The following is a 15,302-nucleotide window of genomic DNA, read 5'->3' on the forward strand; positions in this document are numbered from 1 at the left end:
TAGGAGTATCTCCTTTAAGCGCGCAAGTGCTCCGCTTTTACGACCATTTGCAGACCGTTTAAAAGTTGAACACGTACATCTTCCTTATTGACTTCAACAATGGTCGCTGCCATGTTTCCTTTGCCCATGTTCACATTCACTTGCTTACCAAGGATAATCTCATCTTTGTTTAAAGCGCGTGACTCAGCTGGCTTTTGCGTTTCTTTCTGAGCTTTTGGAGAAGGACGACGCGATTGAGGCTTTTTATTTGCCTTGTTCTTTGCTTTACCTTCTTCGCGAGCTTTTTGCATTTGTTCTTTTCTGCGAGTTTGAGCTCTTGCTTTGCTTTCAGCCAACGCTGTTTTAGCATGCTCAACGTGCTCTTCTTCTAGCTCACCACAAACATTGCCATCTAAATCAATACGGCTAGAGCCCGGTTTAACACCGTGTAAGTAACGCCAAGAAGAAGTGTACTGCCTTAAAGCTGCACGAAGTTGCGTTTTGCTAACTTTAGGGTCTTCATTTAATCGTTCGGCAAGATCTTGAAAAATGCCAATTTTTAAAGGTTTTGCTTCACCTTCTAAAGTAAAGCACTTTGGGAAACATTCAGCAATATAAGCAATGACTTCTTTGCTGTTCTTCAACTTTTCAGTGTTTTCCATGGGGGTTCCTGGTTAATGCGGCTTCGTCCGCAAGGGTATAGAAAAAGATTTGCAGGTATTATAGTGAGCTGCAAATGAAAAACCACACTCCAAGAATAAATTATCCTTCATTTGCGTGGGAATTAAGCACCTTTTCAATTTCATTCATCAAAAACGTTAATCCTTCTTCATCAACAGCACTAAATCGACCAACTTTAGGACTATCGAGATCAAGCACTCCGCGCAGTTTACCATTAATTGAGAAAGGAATAACCAATTCAGCGTTACTTGCAGCATCACAGGCAATGTGTCCTTCAAATTGATGCACATCGTCAATGCGCTGAACGGAGTTGGTCGCCGCCGCTGTTCCGCACACACCTCGCCCCATAGGAATTCTGACACAAGCAGGATTACCCTGAAATGGCCCAAGAACCAATTGCTCGCTATCAGTTAAATATTCGCTATCAGTTAAATAAAATCCTACCCAATTAATGTTCTCTAGTTCCATATTCAATAATGCACTCACATTAGACAGATTGGCGATTAGGTTGATTTCCCCTTCGATCAAAGCCAATGCTTGGCGAGTCAAACGTTGATAGTTCTCTAATGTATACATAACTTACTTCCACTATGTTGTGTATTGCTATTGCGTGTTTATCGATATCTATTTTACTGACAGCAAATAATCACAGAATTTTTCTGAAGCCTCAAGCTATTCATGCATATTTTAGCCATCTAGACGTGTAAAAAATTATCCACCCTAGAGCTGAGGCAGTGTTTATACTTTTGTTAGAGCATGAGGATTTACGTTAATGCCAACGGAAGACCCACTAAAGCGCCATAGAATCGCCATAGGTTGGTCGAAATAAAAGAAGAGATAAGGATAGAGACGCATCCATATGCCGGATATAACTGAGCAGACTAAAACATCCAAGCTGTGCCCCAGCTGCCGCTTACCTATCCAAGCCGTCAGTTTAAGTGATGGACAAAGAGCAGATTGCCCCCGCTGTGGAAAAACCGTGTATCAAAAGAGTCGTATCAAGCTTTCCGGTAATCTGGCTTTGGCAGTAACCTGCCTATTACTGCTTATCCCAGCACACTACTACCACTTCATCACGATTAACTTATTTGGTGTCACCATTTCCGCAAGCCTGCTTTCAGGAATCACTGCATTAAGCCAAAGTGGTTTTGTGTCATTAGCCCTATTAGTTCTATTTTGCAGTTCAGTTGCCCCTTTGGCAGTGTGTATTGCGGTGGTTTGTACTCACTGCGCCCTACACTTTCGTTGGTTCACTCTGTTAAAGCGATCTCTTTGGGTCATTCGGCAACTGAAATACTGGGTAATGATCGATGTTTTCTTGGTCAGCGTAGCCATTGCCTGTTTTAAGTTGCAAGACTATGCCAGTATTTTTATCGGAACAGGTCTAATCGCACTTATTATCCTCCAAGTGCTAACCGTGCTGCTGCTATGTCGAATCGATGTCCTGCAATACTGGAATACTTGGCAGGAAGAATCCGAACTAGAACATACACATCGCTCGAGTATATGTACGCATTGTCAACTGACTCAGCCGCTAGGTCATCGCTGCCTGCGTTGCAAAAGTAAAATGACACCGGAGAAACAATTTTCCCTACAGAAACCTTGGGCTTACTTGATTACCGCGGGCATTGCTATTTTTCCCGCAAATTTAATACCTATCTCAATCCTGACGACCAATGGCAACCGCACGGAAGATACTATCTTCTCTGGTGTCGTGTCTCTAGTGGATCATGACTTATATGGTATTGCCGTTATTATCTTTATTGCCAGTATATTAGTCCCTTTTTTGAAAATAGTTGGACTCGCTTACATACTCGTTTCAGTGCACGGCAGTAACGCTTTTCTGCCCCATATCAGCATGCGGGTTCACTCACTGCTAAAATGGATAGGAAAATGGTCGATGGTCGACCTTTTTGTTATCTCAATAATGCTGACATTGGTCGACCGCGGGCAATTGCTCCACTTTACCCCAGGGCTAGGCGCTGTTGCATTTGCCGTAGTAGTCGTATGCTCCATCTTGGCGACTGAATCGATCAACCCACAAGTGATATGGAAAAATTTGGACCAACGCCATGAAGAACGAGCCTGATTCAACATCAGCTTCAGCACCAACGATTAAAAATTCAAGGAAGATATCACCACTGTGGATCTTGCCCGTTGTCACTATCGTGTTGGTCAGTTGGCTACTCTCGGAATCCATACGAGATTCAGGCCAGCGCATTCAAATACACTTTTCTGATGCACAAGGGTTAATCGCAGGTAGAACGACGTTACGTTATCACGGGCTAGAAGTAGGCGTAGTGCAAGACATCGTGTTGTCTGACAATCTAAAAAGTATCTACGTTGATGCTAAGGTTTACCCCGAAGCCACTAAGCTACTTAAGAAAAACACCCGCTTTTGGCTAGTGAAGCCCACCGCCAACCTATCAGGGATTAAGGGGCTGGATGCGCTAGTGTCAGGCAACTACATCGCCATTCAACCAAGTCCAATGCCATCGGAAGCCGAAACGAACTTTCGCGCTTTGGATATCCCCCCTCCCGATATTCATGCGAGAGGCGGTTTGAACATTCGACTAATAGCAAGAGATCTTGGTGGGATCTCTGTGGGATCTCAAATCCTTTACCGAAAAATCCCCATTGGTGAAGTATACGGCTATCAGCTCATCGACAAAGATCATGGGGTACTGATTCAGGCGTCTATCAATAAAGAATACAAACACATCATTACCGAAGATAGCCGCTTTTGGAACATCAGTGGTGTCGGCGCACATCTCGGTGCGGATGGGATCGACGTGCAACTCACCAGCCTTGGCGCCTTATTATCAGGCGCAATCGCAGTGGACTCCCCTAATGGTGGCGAGCCCGCAGTGAACAACCAAGAATTTAAACTGTATCGCGACATAAAAACCGCAGGTCGAGGGATCCCAATCCGTATCACGCTACCAGACAATAATCAGATAAAGCCATCAGGCGCACCGATCATGTTCCGTGATATACAAATTGGACAAGTCACGACGCTTGAGCTTAGTAAAGATAGGAATAGCACCATCGCACACGCCGCGATTCAACCCGCCTTTGAAGACATGCTCACCGACCACACCCGATTTGTGTTAGAAGAACCACAATTGTCTTTCTCCTCTATGGACAATCTATCTAACCTTGTCATGGGCAACTACCTGACCATTGCCCCTAGTAGCGGTAAGTCAGCGCGAGAGTTCGTAGCGTATCGAAAAGGTCAGCTTTCTCTGCCTAACCCAGACACCGTGTTTATTCAGTTAGTGGCCGACGACGCATACGGCCTGAGTATCGGTGACAAAATTAGATATAGAGGGATCAGTGTCGGTGAAGTTAAACATATTGAACTCAAACAGCAACAGGTTCTGATCAAAGCTTCCATTACCAAGCAGTACACTCATTTACTCAAGTCCAAAAACCGCTTCTACATCGCTAACCATACTAAAATCTCACTTGCCGATTCTGGTATAGCGATTGATTCGCCGCCAATCAAACAATTGCTCAGCACTTCTATTGATTTTGTTAGTGCTGGGAAAAGCATTAGTCACGATAAAAGTAAAAAAACCGTTTCTTACGCTCTATTTGGCAGCGAACCTTTAGCGAAACTGGCTTTGTTTAACCAAAAGCAATCAAAGGATATTTACCTTTATAGCCAAAAGCTGCCTTCAGTTTCTGCGGGGAGTCCTGTCCTCTATCGAAACTTACCCGTCGGTAAAATCGTGGATTTTAAGCTAACCAAAGAAGGGGTTCTGATCCATAGTAAGATTGACAATAAGTTTCGTCACCTCCTAACCAAAGACAGTGTTTTTTGGAATGCCTCAGGGGTAAAAATAGACGCATCATTAAGTGGCGTAAAAGTATCCACTTCCTCTTTAAAATCACTCATCTCTGGCGCTATCGCTTTTGACCAAGTACCAGAAACAAAAAACAAAGTCGGAAAGTATTGGAAGCTCTACGAGAGTTTAAACTCAGTCAAAAATTCCGGCAGTACTATTCACCTTACTGCAAAGCAAGTAACCAACCTAAGCCCGGGTACCAGTATCAAATATCAAGGTGTTGAGATTGGAACAGTGGAAAGCATTCTTCCCAATCTAAAAAATGGAGGAAGTCGAATTAAGGCCACCATTTATAAGCCTTATGACAAAGTTATTACCCGCCGAGGGAGCTACTTTTGGCTTGCTTCTCCAAAACTAGGACTTAGCGGCGTTGAACACTTAGCCAATATTCTTGGTGATGAAGTTTGGGTCGAGCCCGGACAAGGCAAAGCCAATACCCAGTTCGAATTGCACTCGGCACCCGCTAATTTCAACAGCGTCACCTTTAACTTACAAAGTGAGCATAGAGGAGCAATCAAAACTGATACACCAATACTCTATCGTGGCATCAAAGTCGGCAATGTACGAAACGTCCAACTAGGAGACTTGGCCGACCGTGTGATGGTCACTATCGCCGTGGAATCGGACTATGCGTATTTAGTACGTAAGAATAGCGTCTTTTGGAATGTTTCTGGCGTAGACTTTTCTATCGGGCTCTCTGGTGCCAATATACACTCAGGCACTTTAGAAAGCCTGATTAACGGCGGGATCGCGTTTTCTACCCCCGATAACACTGTACTTGCCCCCCAAGCAAAACAAGGGCGTTCGTTTTACCTCAATGCCTCGATAAAAGAAGGCTGGGAAGATTGGCGACTGGCGATACCTAAAACCTGAATAGCGAAACCCATTATCTAGCTCCTAGCTTCTCACCCTTACTCCCTAACTCTTAGCCTTTAACTCTTACTGAGCTGAAGATTGGTAATCGTCTCCCAATCTATGAATGAGTTAGGTATAATCGCGCTATTATAATCAAGAAATGAGTCAGAACATTGCATTCAGATGTCTACCTACCGGCTGAATTCCTCAGCCATATCGAGAAAATTCTACCTAAAGATTGCTCGATGGACGATTTTATCTCGTCCTGCCAACGTCCGCTTAGAAAAAGCGTTCGTGTGAACACCCTCAAAACCACGGTAGAAGAATTTATGCGATGTGCCGAGTCACACGATTGGCAACTCACGCCAATCCCATGGTGTGAAAACGGTTTTTGGATTGACGCTGACGAATCGCTCACACCACTGGGCAACAGTGCTGAACACATGGCTGGGCAATTTTATATCCAAGAAGCCAGCTCTATGCTGCCAGTCACAGCTTTATATAACGGTGACGACAGCGACTATTGTGCCGTATTGGATATGGCGGCGGCTCCTGGCTCAAAGACCACTCAAATTGCAGCAAAGATGAATCATCAAGGCGTGATTGTTGCCAATGAATATGCTGCCAGCCGAGTCAAAGTATTGCATGCCAATATAGAGCGATGTGGTGTAAGAAACAGCGCCCTGACCAATTTTGATGGTCGGGTATTCGGTGGTTGGCTACCAGAACAGTTTGATGCTGTACTGCTTGATGCGCCTTGCTCGGGTGAAGGAACAATCCGCAAAGATGCCGATGCGCTAAAAAACTGGAGCCTCTCCAGTATCAATAGTATCGCCCAAACCCAGCAAGAACTGATGGAAAGTGCGTTCCATGCACTAAAAACAGGCGGAACATTAGTCTATTCAACCTGCACCTTGAGCCATGAAGAAAACCAGAATGTTTGTCACTATTTACTCAACACTTTTGGTGAAGCTATTGAAGCTCAGTCGCTAAATACCTTGTTCGACGGGGCAGAAAAAGCGACAACGGAAGAAGGCTTTCTACATGTTTTTCCACATACCTATGATAGTGAAGGCTTTTTCGTTGCTAAATTTCGTAAACTGAAATCGGTCACGCCACCTGAAGTGAATAAAAGACTAGGTCGATTCCCGTTTGAAAAAGCCAACACCAAGCAACACCAGCAGATCGAAAACCAGCTTTGTTCAGAGCTAAACATTTCAATCCCAACTGACATGTCATTGTGGCTACGTGAAAAAGACGTTTGGTTATTCCCCAACTCACTTGAACCTATGTTGGGAGAGCTACGTTTCTCAAGAATGGGCATCAAGATCGCGCAAAGTCATAAAACGGGCTATAAATGGTTTCATCAAGTTGCTACGGCACTGGCCACAGGTGAAGAATCCAATTGCGTTGAACTATCAAAAGATGACGCCAGAGAGTGGTATATGGGTCGCGATGTGCGACCAAACGATGCCGGAAAAGGTGCAGTACTCGTGACCTTCCAGCGACAAGTGATTGGGCTAGGGAAATGGGTTGGAAATCGAATTAAAAACGGCTTACCGCGAGAGCTAGTAAGAGACAAAAACCTGTTTTAAACCAGATGCTTTAGTGGCTAGAGCCATAACAGCCTAGCAATACTGCCGTAATGTACTAGACTTAAGTAAGAAAATAGAAGATATGAATCAATAGGTTAGCTAGGCTCAATCTTGAGCCCTTCCCCTAGGCCCACACTTTTGCCAGTCTGGGCCTTTTTTCTTACCTAAAATTCAATCAAGCTTATACTAAGCGGATCCCATCCTTTTCGATCACTAACTTACCTTGCTTATATAAGCCGCCAATTGTCTTCTTAAAGGTTCCTTTACTGGTACGAAACACCGAGAAAATAGCGTCTGGGGAAGACTTATCATTTAGTGGCAAGAAGCCACCTTTTTTCTCAAGGGTATCTAAGATTTTTTGGCTCAAATCATCAAGCCTCTCTACGCCGACTTTCTGCAATGAAAGATCAATTTTTCCATCTTCTCGAACTGATTTGATATAACCTTTTAGCTTCTTGCCCACAAAAAGTTTACCAAACACGTCTGACGAGAAAATCATTCCCCAATGAGCGCCATTAACAATCGCTTTGTAACCCAATTCACTACGCTCAGCAATCAACAGATCGACAACTTGATTAACGCTATAATTTGCAGGCGTTTTATCCAATAACTTGTTGAACTTATTCGTGCCGACAACACGGCCAGACGCGTTGTCTCGGTATACATGCACCAGCAAGTTTTGTCCTGCAGATAATTTACCTCGTTGCTCACTGAACGGAACAAGTAAGTCTTTTTCTTTGATGCCCCAATTCACAAATGCACCAGTACTATTCACCGCTTGCACTTCCATCAGTCCCCATTCACCTACTTGAGCAATGGGTTTATCAGACGTCGCAACGATTTGGTTGTCAGAGTCAAAATAGAGAAACACGTCTAGAAACTGGCCAACTTCTGCGCCTTCAGGTACATGTCGAGTCGGCAACAAGGTGGAACCATACTCTTTTGCATCTAGAAAAAGGCCAAACTCAGCAAGCTTCACAACTTCTAGGCTGTTTACTTGTCCTACTTTAATCATCTTACGTCTCTCATCTGAAATTTGCGGTGATTATACATAATCTCTGTTATGCTTTCCTTTATTACCTTGGAAATTTACATGTTTTTAAGGAGCTGTCGTTGGTCACTGTTGATAAACATGACGCTATAACACTCAAAATCTCTCATGCAATAGGCGCTTCCAAGCAATCTGATCTCGATATCTTTTTGTTTATTCCCGGTGAGTTAAGTCTCACAAAGGAAATTCTCGGCGAAAACGAATTTTACTATAATTCCATCCAGCAAAAACGAACCTACTTCAGTGATAAAACATTATTGCCGCTGGTTCATAGCCGGTTAGCTAAGCGTAAGCGTTTATCCACGACCCAATATAGGGTCAGCTTGAGCTTATTTGCTTACCAATATGTCATTGCACTAGATAAAGCAGTCAATGACCTAACCAATATTGATGAAGATTCGATCACGGCTGAAGAAGTCGATGTAATTCTCGAGCTCGCGTTAGATATTCTCAAGCGGCTACGCCGGAGTATTCCTTTCGAAGAGACGCTCAAGCGTTACTACGCCAACATCGACAACTATTTATCTTGGTATACCGAGCAAAAGTTTCTCGCATTAGTGTCAAATATGGCTCGCGGGGAAGACTATAGCGTTATTAAAGAGCGGCTGATCAGTATCGCAGAGAAAGAGCAAGCTCATCGCTCACTACACAATTACAACTCCTCCCGAGTTAAGCAAGACATCACGAAAATGAGCAATAAGATGCGCTTGTTACGGCGCTTGATTGAACACCCAATCTTATTGCAAGAAAGCACCATTACTCTCGGCAAAAACCTGCGCCGTGCATCAAAAGGCATAGCGACTGGTTTTGTCATGGTGTTTGTTACCATCATGGCCATTATGGCTCGCGATTATTGGGGTGAAATCACCTTATCTTTTATTGCAATCATGTCTTTGTTATACGCGGTACGTGAAATATTTAAAGACGACCTTAGAGATGCGCTATGGCGATGGGTTCGCAAAAACAAACCGAAATGGCGTAAGCGATATACCGACCCAACAACTAAGAAAACCGTCGGACAAAAGCTTGAATGGCTCGACTACAAGCTGCTCTCAAGCCTTCCTGATCGCATTCAAACCATTAGGAAAAAGCGTGTTGTGCAGCGAGAAGAGAAGATTTTGCACTATCGCTCAGAGACTGAAATGTCGACCTCTAGATTTATGAGTGGCTACGAAGAAACACGAGAAGTCAGTTTCTTCAACTTGCGCTCATTTACTCGTTTGATGGATAAAGGCAGCGACAAAGTTTACACGCTGAGTAAAGGGCAAGTCAGTAAAGAAGCCGTTGAAAAGCGGCACTTATTTAATCTTATCGTCAAGGAGTACGACAAGATCAACGGGGCGCAATATTACCGTTGGAAAATCGTGCTCAACCGTAGCAAAATTGTTGCGATTGAGCAGATTGAACTCACTAGTTCTTCGAGTGACGAGTAACCATGAAGCGTGAGCTATTATAGGCAATAGGCTCGACAGCTAATACCGTTTAACGGACAGAGTAAGATCAAATTCAGCAACAGCTTGGTTACGATCAATCGCAGGACAAACTGCCGTAATCCGAACACTTTCGTTCACTCGCTCACCCGTCTCCATCGTTGTTGCCAGCATCTTATCGATCACGGCACCATCATCGCAGATAAAATGCACGTCACTTTCCGCTCGCTGGATAAACCGGCCTTCAACATGTTTGAAGGCCAATGAGATGCGCATGTTATTCTGCTTTGCCTTAGTCATCGCCATAAACCCACCCGCCACATCTGCCCCAATAGCCAGTGCACCAAAATACATGCTATTTAAGTGGTTTTTAGTTTTCCGTTTTAGTGGGATCTTAATTTCAACGCTACTTTCGTCTAACCGTAATACTTTCGCACGGGTTAACCAAATGAAGGGTACTTTAAAAAAGCCGAAAAATTTCAGATAGATATTTGCTCTCGCGACAGGGGATAGCATTCTGATTCCTTTAAAAAATAGTCATCAGACCAGTTAACATCCCCAACATTCAGAAGTCAACATTTGGGCGTTTACCACTCCGTAAACCTTGTCATGCCGCACAATGGCTGTGAACTTATATATTCTCGGACCTATATATCAATAAAGAGTTTGGCTCCATGACACAATTTTCCTAGGCTCTCCCTAGGCAGATCCCGTGAGTGCCTAAGGAGATTGCAATCAAGTACGCACTAAAAAGAGTAGATGACATTAACACTTGAGTAATAATCTGTTTTCTCGGTATTGGTACTGCCTTCTGGCTGGTTAGTGTTATGAGTAACGGTATAGCCAAGTTGCAGTCCGAGATTCTCGAGTATTTTTGTCGTCAGAGCAGATTTCGCTTTTATCTGTGTATTGTCGTTGCCGCTGTTAACATTGAGTGATTGAACGAATGAAGCGAGTTTACTGATATGCCAAACAAAGTTGCTTGAAACCTGACCTATCATTTCCTCATTTTTTTCGCCTGTCTCAGCGACACGTTGGAATCGGTAACCTGGACCGAGTTGAACATCTAGGGTTACGTTTTTATTGTTCACAAGTCTCCGACCCAGCCCTAACGCGTTGATAAGCGTAATATCGTAAGTGCTAAACTCGTTGTACGTATTACTGCTGGTGTAAGAGACGAAATTTTTATCCGTTTGATAGTAGTTCACTCCCACTTCCATATCATAGATTTTGGATGCGGTTTCACCATTACTGGTGCTATCAATAGCATCGAAGTCGAGTTTGTTGCTCCATTTGTTTTTTTGATAAAGGACAGTCACTCCGCCATTAGTGCTAGTAGAATCATTGTTACCCCCGGTTGCACTAAAACCAAACTGGACACTTCCCGACCAAGGTGTATCCCCTGTATCCTCGTCGGTATCCTTAGCGACAGCGGGTAATGATAAAAAAACAGACAATGCCAAACAGGTAATTGAAAGGGAGTTTGTTGTCATCTTGCCACCTCTAATAAAGACAAACTTTTATTGGTATACGGCTTTTTGTAACACAACAAAAGATAACAACTTGTAATCAAAAACCCCCAAAGATGTTAATTAAGGGTAAATTCAAAAAAAATTGAGAGCTACACTTTGAAACTAAGCTTTTGAGAGCCAAGCTTTAAGGACCACAGTATCTCCTACGAAATATATCCCCTACGAAATAGCTGCTGCTTTGAGCAAGAATGAGTGGCTACAATAGCATCTTTCTTAAACAAGAAAGACGCTGTTATTATCTGAAATCAGGTTTAGCTAGGAAAATGATTTTCCCTAGCTAATTTCCCTAACCCAAATACGGTCACCTCATCCACGCACCAAAACGTTACATGGTCACATGGAGAATTTGATGCTCATGAGGATGAACTAAACGATCTCGATAATTCTGATGGAAGCTAAGCGACGTGCTCACTACCGTCACTGGTTTTCCTGCATTAAGCGACGCTGTCAATGCCATGTCTAATAGGGCTAGCACCGCTTCATTTTCAGGGTCGACCAAATGGGCCACTTTTGTATTGTCCGATGCAAGCCCTAAAGTGAATTGTGCCAAATGGCTAACATTGATCGAAATCCCGTCAAAATAATGCAGTAATTTGTGTGCAAGCAACGCCGATGATGGCACATCGATTGAAAAGTGAACCTTCAATCCGTCCACGCCTCGGGCCAACCCATATTCCGCTAGTCTATCTATCATCATTGCCGCATCAGACTGAGTCCGGACAAAAGGAACGGTAATATCTACCTCGAGATCAGGGTATAATTGGCGAACTTTCTTAACGACGGCGCATTCAATTTCAAGCACTTGATGATGCGAATAGGATGAATAGCGCACCACACCGCGTTCTCCCATCGCAGGATTCACATGAGAGGACTTTTGGCCATCACCCACAAGAGCACTATAGGCCGTACTATCTGCGTCACTCAAACAAATACGAATTCTTTTATACTGCTCAGTAACAGCACTGGCCATTTCACCCACTAACTTATCTGCTACATATATCGCCCAATCACTGCCCGGTGTGAATTCATTTAAAAATGGACGAAGTGCCTCTATGTCATATACCTGTTCATAGCTCAGTGCAGGATGAAAACCTAGGTGATGCTGAACAAGATCAAATAAAGAAACATATAAACATTGATTGTCTATCTGGTTGCAAGGGCCTGCGGGTAAGGTGTCCGCTTGGTTTAAGGCTTGTGGTTCAACAGACATAATGATCCCAACCTATTGTTTAAGTGATAAATAAAATACGACCATTACACAAATCCAGATAAAGTTAAACCCACCCGTTTCCTCCTTTCACCCCTCTGATCTCGTCAAATCAACGCCAGTAAAATGCAACCAGACCATTTTAGCTATGCACAAGCCTTCTGCAAAGCAGTCGATTAAGTGAATTTGACTATATTAACAGTTTATTACTCTGGGCAATTCCGCTATCTTTACCTCTTCGTCGACAGAGAGAAACAGACTTGGACATGCCAGTTAAAACAGATGAACTCAGAACTCAAGCGTTAGGCCCAATGCCAACTCCTGCTGAGCTTGGGCAAATGCACCCTATCACGAGTGACGTTGCTGAACGAATTGCGCAATCTCGCTTGCAAGTAGAAAAAATACTGAAGGGCGAAGATAAACGCCTATTAGTGATTGTCGGTCCATGCTCAGTTCATGATCCCGATGCAGCGCTAGACTACGCAAACCGCCTCGCAGCAGTACAAAATCAATATGAACAAGAATTGTTCATCGTAATGCGTACGTATTTTGAAAAGCCAAGAACGGTAGTTGGTTGGAAAGGTTTAATCACAGACCCGAATTTAGATGGCTCTTACGCGCTAGAAGCTGGACTAAGTAAAGCCCGCCAACTACTACTCGATATTAATAAAATCGGTTTGCCAACGGCAACCGAATTCCTTGATATGATCACTGGACAATACATCGCCGACCTTATCACGTGGGGAGCCATAGGTGCCCGCACCACTGAGTCACAGATCCACCGTGAAATGGCGTCAGCGCTATCGTGCCCTGTCGGGTTTAAAAACGGCACCAATGGCAACGTAAAAATTGCGATTGATGCGATTCGTGCGGCTAAAGCTTCACACTATTTTTACTCTCCAGATAAAAACGGCCGTATGACAGTGTACCGCACCAGCGGTAACCCTCATGGACACGTAATACTACGTGGCGGTGACACCGGACCAAACTTTGATCAAGCCTCCGTTGAAAGTGCCTGTCAGCGCCTTGCTGAATTTGACCTGCCGGCCCGACTCGTTGTCGACTTTAGTCATGCAAATTGCCAAAAACAACACCGCAAGCAACTTGATGTCGCAAAAGATATTTGCGCGCAAATAAAATCAGGCGGTGGACATATCGCAGGCATCATGGCTGAGAGCTTCATTGAAGAAGGCAACCAACCAATGGATGACCTTTCTGCCTTGAAATATGGCCAGTCAATCACTGACCCATGCCTAAGTTGGGAGCATACAATCGAAATGCTAGATATGCTCGCTGACGCGGTTAAAACTCGTTGCTAATAATCTATAAGATATAAGGATTTTTATTCATGCCTTCATTCGATATTGTATCTGAAATTGATTCTGTTGAACTTCGCAATGCCGTCGAAAATGCGTCACGTGAACTGTCGACTCGCTTTGATTTTCGTGGCGTTAATGCATCTTTTGAATTGCTCAAAGATGACATAGTAAAACTAAGCTCTGAAGACGATTTTCAGCTAAAGCAAATGCGCGATATGTTGCGCGGAAACCTCACTAAGCGCGGCGTCGACGCCAATTCTATGGAGTCAAAGACTGCCGAGCAAACAGGTAAAAACTGGCGCCAAGATGTTGTATTCAAGCAAGGAATTGATACGCCTACTGCAAAAAAAGTGGTTAAAGCGATCAAAGACGCAAAGCTTAAAGTACAGGCCTCTATTCAAGGTGAGAAAGTTCGTGTTACAGGTAAAAAGCGTGATGATTTACAATCTGTTATCGCGCTAATGCGTGAGGAAGATCTAGGCCAGCCGTTCCAATATGAGAACTTTAGAGACTAACGATCTATTCAGTGCCTAGCAATTGGCTAGTATTTGACCATTACTCGGTCGTTAGTAATCTAGCTTCTAACCGATTGTTTTCTAATAGCTTAGTTCTAATAACTTGGTTCTAATAACTTGGTTCTAAAAACTTGGTTCTAAAAACTTAGTTCCAAGTATCCTGTTGAGCTTACGTAATGAAAGCTCAACAGGTTTTCAAAGACCATCTATCGAAGATCTACGACGAATGAGTCGCCGACTAAGTGATATTGCCGAGTCTGAAAAAGCGGTCTTGGCTGGCTAAAAGTTGGTAGTCGCTGTATTGGATAACTGATATCAGTACGCAAACCGTTAATCTAGCCTCCCTCGCTTGCTCAAGCTTCGCTGCCAACTCAATCGGCGTCTGATAAGATTCCCGAGCCGCGTCACGTCTAACTAAATCAAGAAACGCAAATTCACATTCCTGAGCATAAAACACCTTGTCCGCAGATTGCATCTCTTGCAACGATCTTAACGTCAGCATCTCAACATCAGATCCACATTCTACCCAACTGATCCTCCCACTGTCCGGCAACGCGCTATGCAGCATGAGCTGAAAAACTTTCTCTAGTTGTTCTCGATTAGGCGATTGGTTGACTTCTGGTCGAGAGAGGAATGCCTCCCAAAATTTCCTTCTTTCCTCAACAGAGGCATACATTTGTTGAACGGTCTCCCGTTTGGCCGACGAAAACTCGGCCAGCAGACTAACGTGTTGCGGCAAAACTGACTCAATCGATTGACGAATTTTTTTAACGAGTACGGGTGAAGCACCTCCGCTAGAGATTGCGATTTGTACTTTGCCCCGATTCACCACCGAAGGTGTAATGAAGTCGCAATATGGCTTATCGTCCACCACATTAACCAAGACACCGATTCTTTTTGCATCTTTATAAACTTGATGATTAAGGTTTGGGTTATTGGTCGTCGCCCATACCTGAACATAGTCACGAGAGAGAAGCTCTGAGCTGTAAAAGTTTTGAATCCATTGACACTGATCGTTGTGAACCAACTCAAGCAAGGCGGGTTCAAGCTTCGGCGACACTAACGTCACTATCGCACCAGCTCGGAGCAGCATCTCGACTTTACGACTCGCAACTTCTCCACCACCAATGACAAGAACCGCCTTGTGAGTTAAATCGACAAAAATTGGAAAATACTGCATCGCTGTCCTCATCCTTAATCTGACTTGTTTGTGTTTTAATCCTAACACCTTGCTGCAATAGCTCCTATAGGCAGCAAGGTGTTTGTTTTCATTGATTTAATAAGTGT

General features: G+C 43.8%; 13 protein-coding genes. 6 read left to right on the forward strand and 7 right to left on the reverse strand.

Annotated features, from left to right (window positions below; genetic code table 11):
• Positions 1-14 precede the first annotated feature (14 nt).
• Positions 15-641, reverse strand: a complete 627-nt coding sequence (gene proQ, locus L4C34_RS10525) for an RNA chaperone ProQ (RefSeq protein WP_428789302.1) — start codon at positions 639-641, stop codon at positions 15-17.
• 100 nt (positions 642-741) lie between these two features.
• Entirely contained in the window at positions 742-1,236 is a 495-nt protein-coding gene (locus L4C34_RS10530; protein WP_428789303.1) for a GAF domain-containing protein, read from the reverse strand.
• Positions 1,237-1,519: 283 nt separating this feature from the next.
• Here L4C34_RS10530 and L4C34_RS10535 point away from each other — a divergent pair, with 283 nt between their 5' ends.
• The 3 genes from L4C34_RS10535 to rsmF all read left to right on the forward strand — a co-directional run bounded on the left by L4C34_RS10535 (position 1,520) and on the right by rsmF (position 6,961).
• Complete coding sequence (locus tag L4C34_RS10535) at positions 1,520-2,749, forward strand: PqiA/YebS family transporter subunit (RefSeq protein WP_428789304.1); 1,230 nt, start codon at positions 1,520-1,522, stop codon at positions 2,747-2,749.
• Entirely contained in the window at positions 2,733-5,384 is a 2,652-nt protein-coding gene (locus tag L4C34_RS10540) for a PqiB family protein (protein WP_428789305.1), read from the forward strand. The genes L4C34_RS10535 and L4C34_RS10540 overlap by 17 nt, the downstream gene beginning before the upstream one ends.
• Positions 5,385-5,539: 155 nt before the next feature.
• Positions 5,540-6,961: a 16S rRNA (cytosine(1407)-C(5))-methyltransferase RsmF gene (rsmF, locus tag L4C34_RS10545; RefSeq protein ID WP_428789306.1), complete on the forward strand. Its 1,422-nt coding sequence runs from the start codon at positions 5,540-5,542 to the stop codon at positions 6,959-6,961.
• A 181-nt stretch (positions 6,962-7,142) separates the two neighbouring features.
• Here the strand turns inward: rsmF and L4C34_RS10550 are convergent, their stop codons facing one another.
• Positions 7,143-7,976 (reverse strand): CvfB family protein, encoded by an 834-nt coding sequence (locus tag L4C34_RS10550; RefSeq protein WP_428789307.1) that lies wholly within the window; start codon positions 7,974-7,976, stop codon positions 7,143-7,145.
• Positions 7,977-8,074: 98 nt separating this feature from the next.
• Here L4C34_RS10550 and L4C34_RS10555 point away from each other — a divergent pair, with 98 nt between their 5' ends.
• Entirely contained in the window at positions 8,075-9,445 is a 1,371-nt protein-coding gene (locus L4C34_RS10555) for a hypothetical protein (RefSeq protein ID WP_428789308.1), read from the forward strand.
• Positions 9,446-9,484: 39 nt separating this feature from the next.
• Here the strand turns inward: L4C34_RS10555 and L4C34_RS10560 are convergent, their stop codons facing one another.
• The 3 genes from L4C34_RS10560 to L4C34_RS10570 form a co-directional block, all read right to left on the reverse strand.
• On the reverse strand, positions 9,485-9,958 hold the full coding sequence (locus L4C34_RS10560; protein ID WP_428789309.1) for a DUF4442 domain-containing protein: 474 nt from the start codon (positions 9,956-9,958) through the stop codon (positions 9,485-9,487).
• Between the two features lie 230 nt (positions 9,959-10,188).
• Entirely contained in the window at positions 10,189-10,935 is a 747-nt protein-coding gene (locus tag L4C34_RS10565; protein WP_428789310.1) for a DUF481 domain-containing protein, read from the reverse strand.
• Positions 10,936-11,299: 364 nt separating this feature from the next.
• Positions 11,300-12,184 carry a putative PEP-binding protein gene (locus L4C34_RS10570; protein WP_428789311.1) on the reverse strand — a complete coding sequence of 295 codons (885 nt, stop codon included), beginning with the start codon at positions 12,182-12,184 and terminating at the stop codon, positions 11,300-11,302.
• Between the two features lie 263 nt (positions 12,185-12,447).
• Between L4C34_RS10570 and L4C34_RS10575 the strand changes: the two genes are divergently transcribed.
• A complete protein-coding gene (locus L4C34_RS10575) occupies positions 12,448-13,500 on the forward strand; it encodes a 3-deoxy-7-phosphoheptulonate synthase (protein WP_428789312.1) in 1,053 nt (350 codons plus the stop codon).
• A 29-nt stretch (positions 13,501-13,529) separates the two neighbouring features.
• Positions 13,530-14,015, forward strand: a complete 486-nt coding sequence (locus L4C34_RS10580; protein ID WP_428789313.1) for a YajQ family cyclic di-GMP-binding protein — start codon at positions 13,530-13,532, stop codon at positions 14,013-14,015.
• Positions 14,016-14,253: 238 nt separating this feature from the next.
• On the opposite strand, the gene L4C34_RS10585 is transcribed toward L4C34_RS10580, so the two are convergent.
• Positions 14,254-15,195: a precorrin-2 dehydrogenase/sirohydrochlorin ferrochelatase family protein gene (locus L4C34_RS10585; protein ID WP_428789314.1), complete on the reverse strand. Its 942-nt coding sequence runs from the start codon at positions 15,193-15,195 to the stop codon at positions 14,254-14,256.
• Positions 15,196-15,302: the final 107 nt, after the last annotated feature.

Source organism: Vibrio profundum (assembly GCF_050337555.1).
GTDB classification, from domain to species: Bacteria; Pseudomonadota; Gammaproteobacteria; order Enterobacterales; family Vibrionaceae; genus Vibrio; species Vibrio profundum.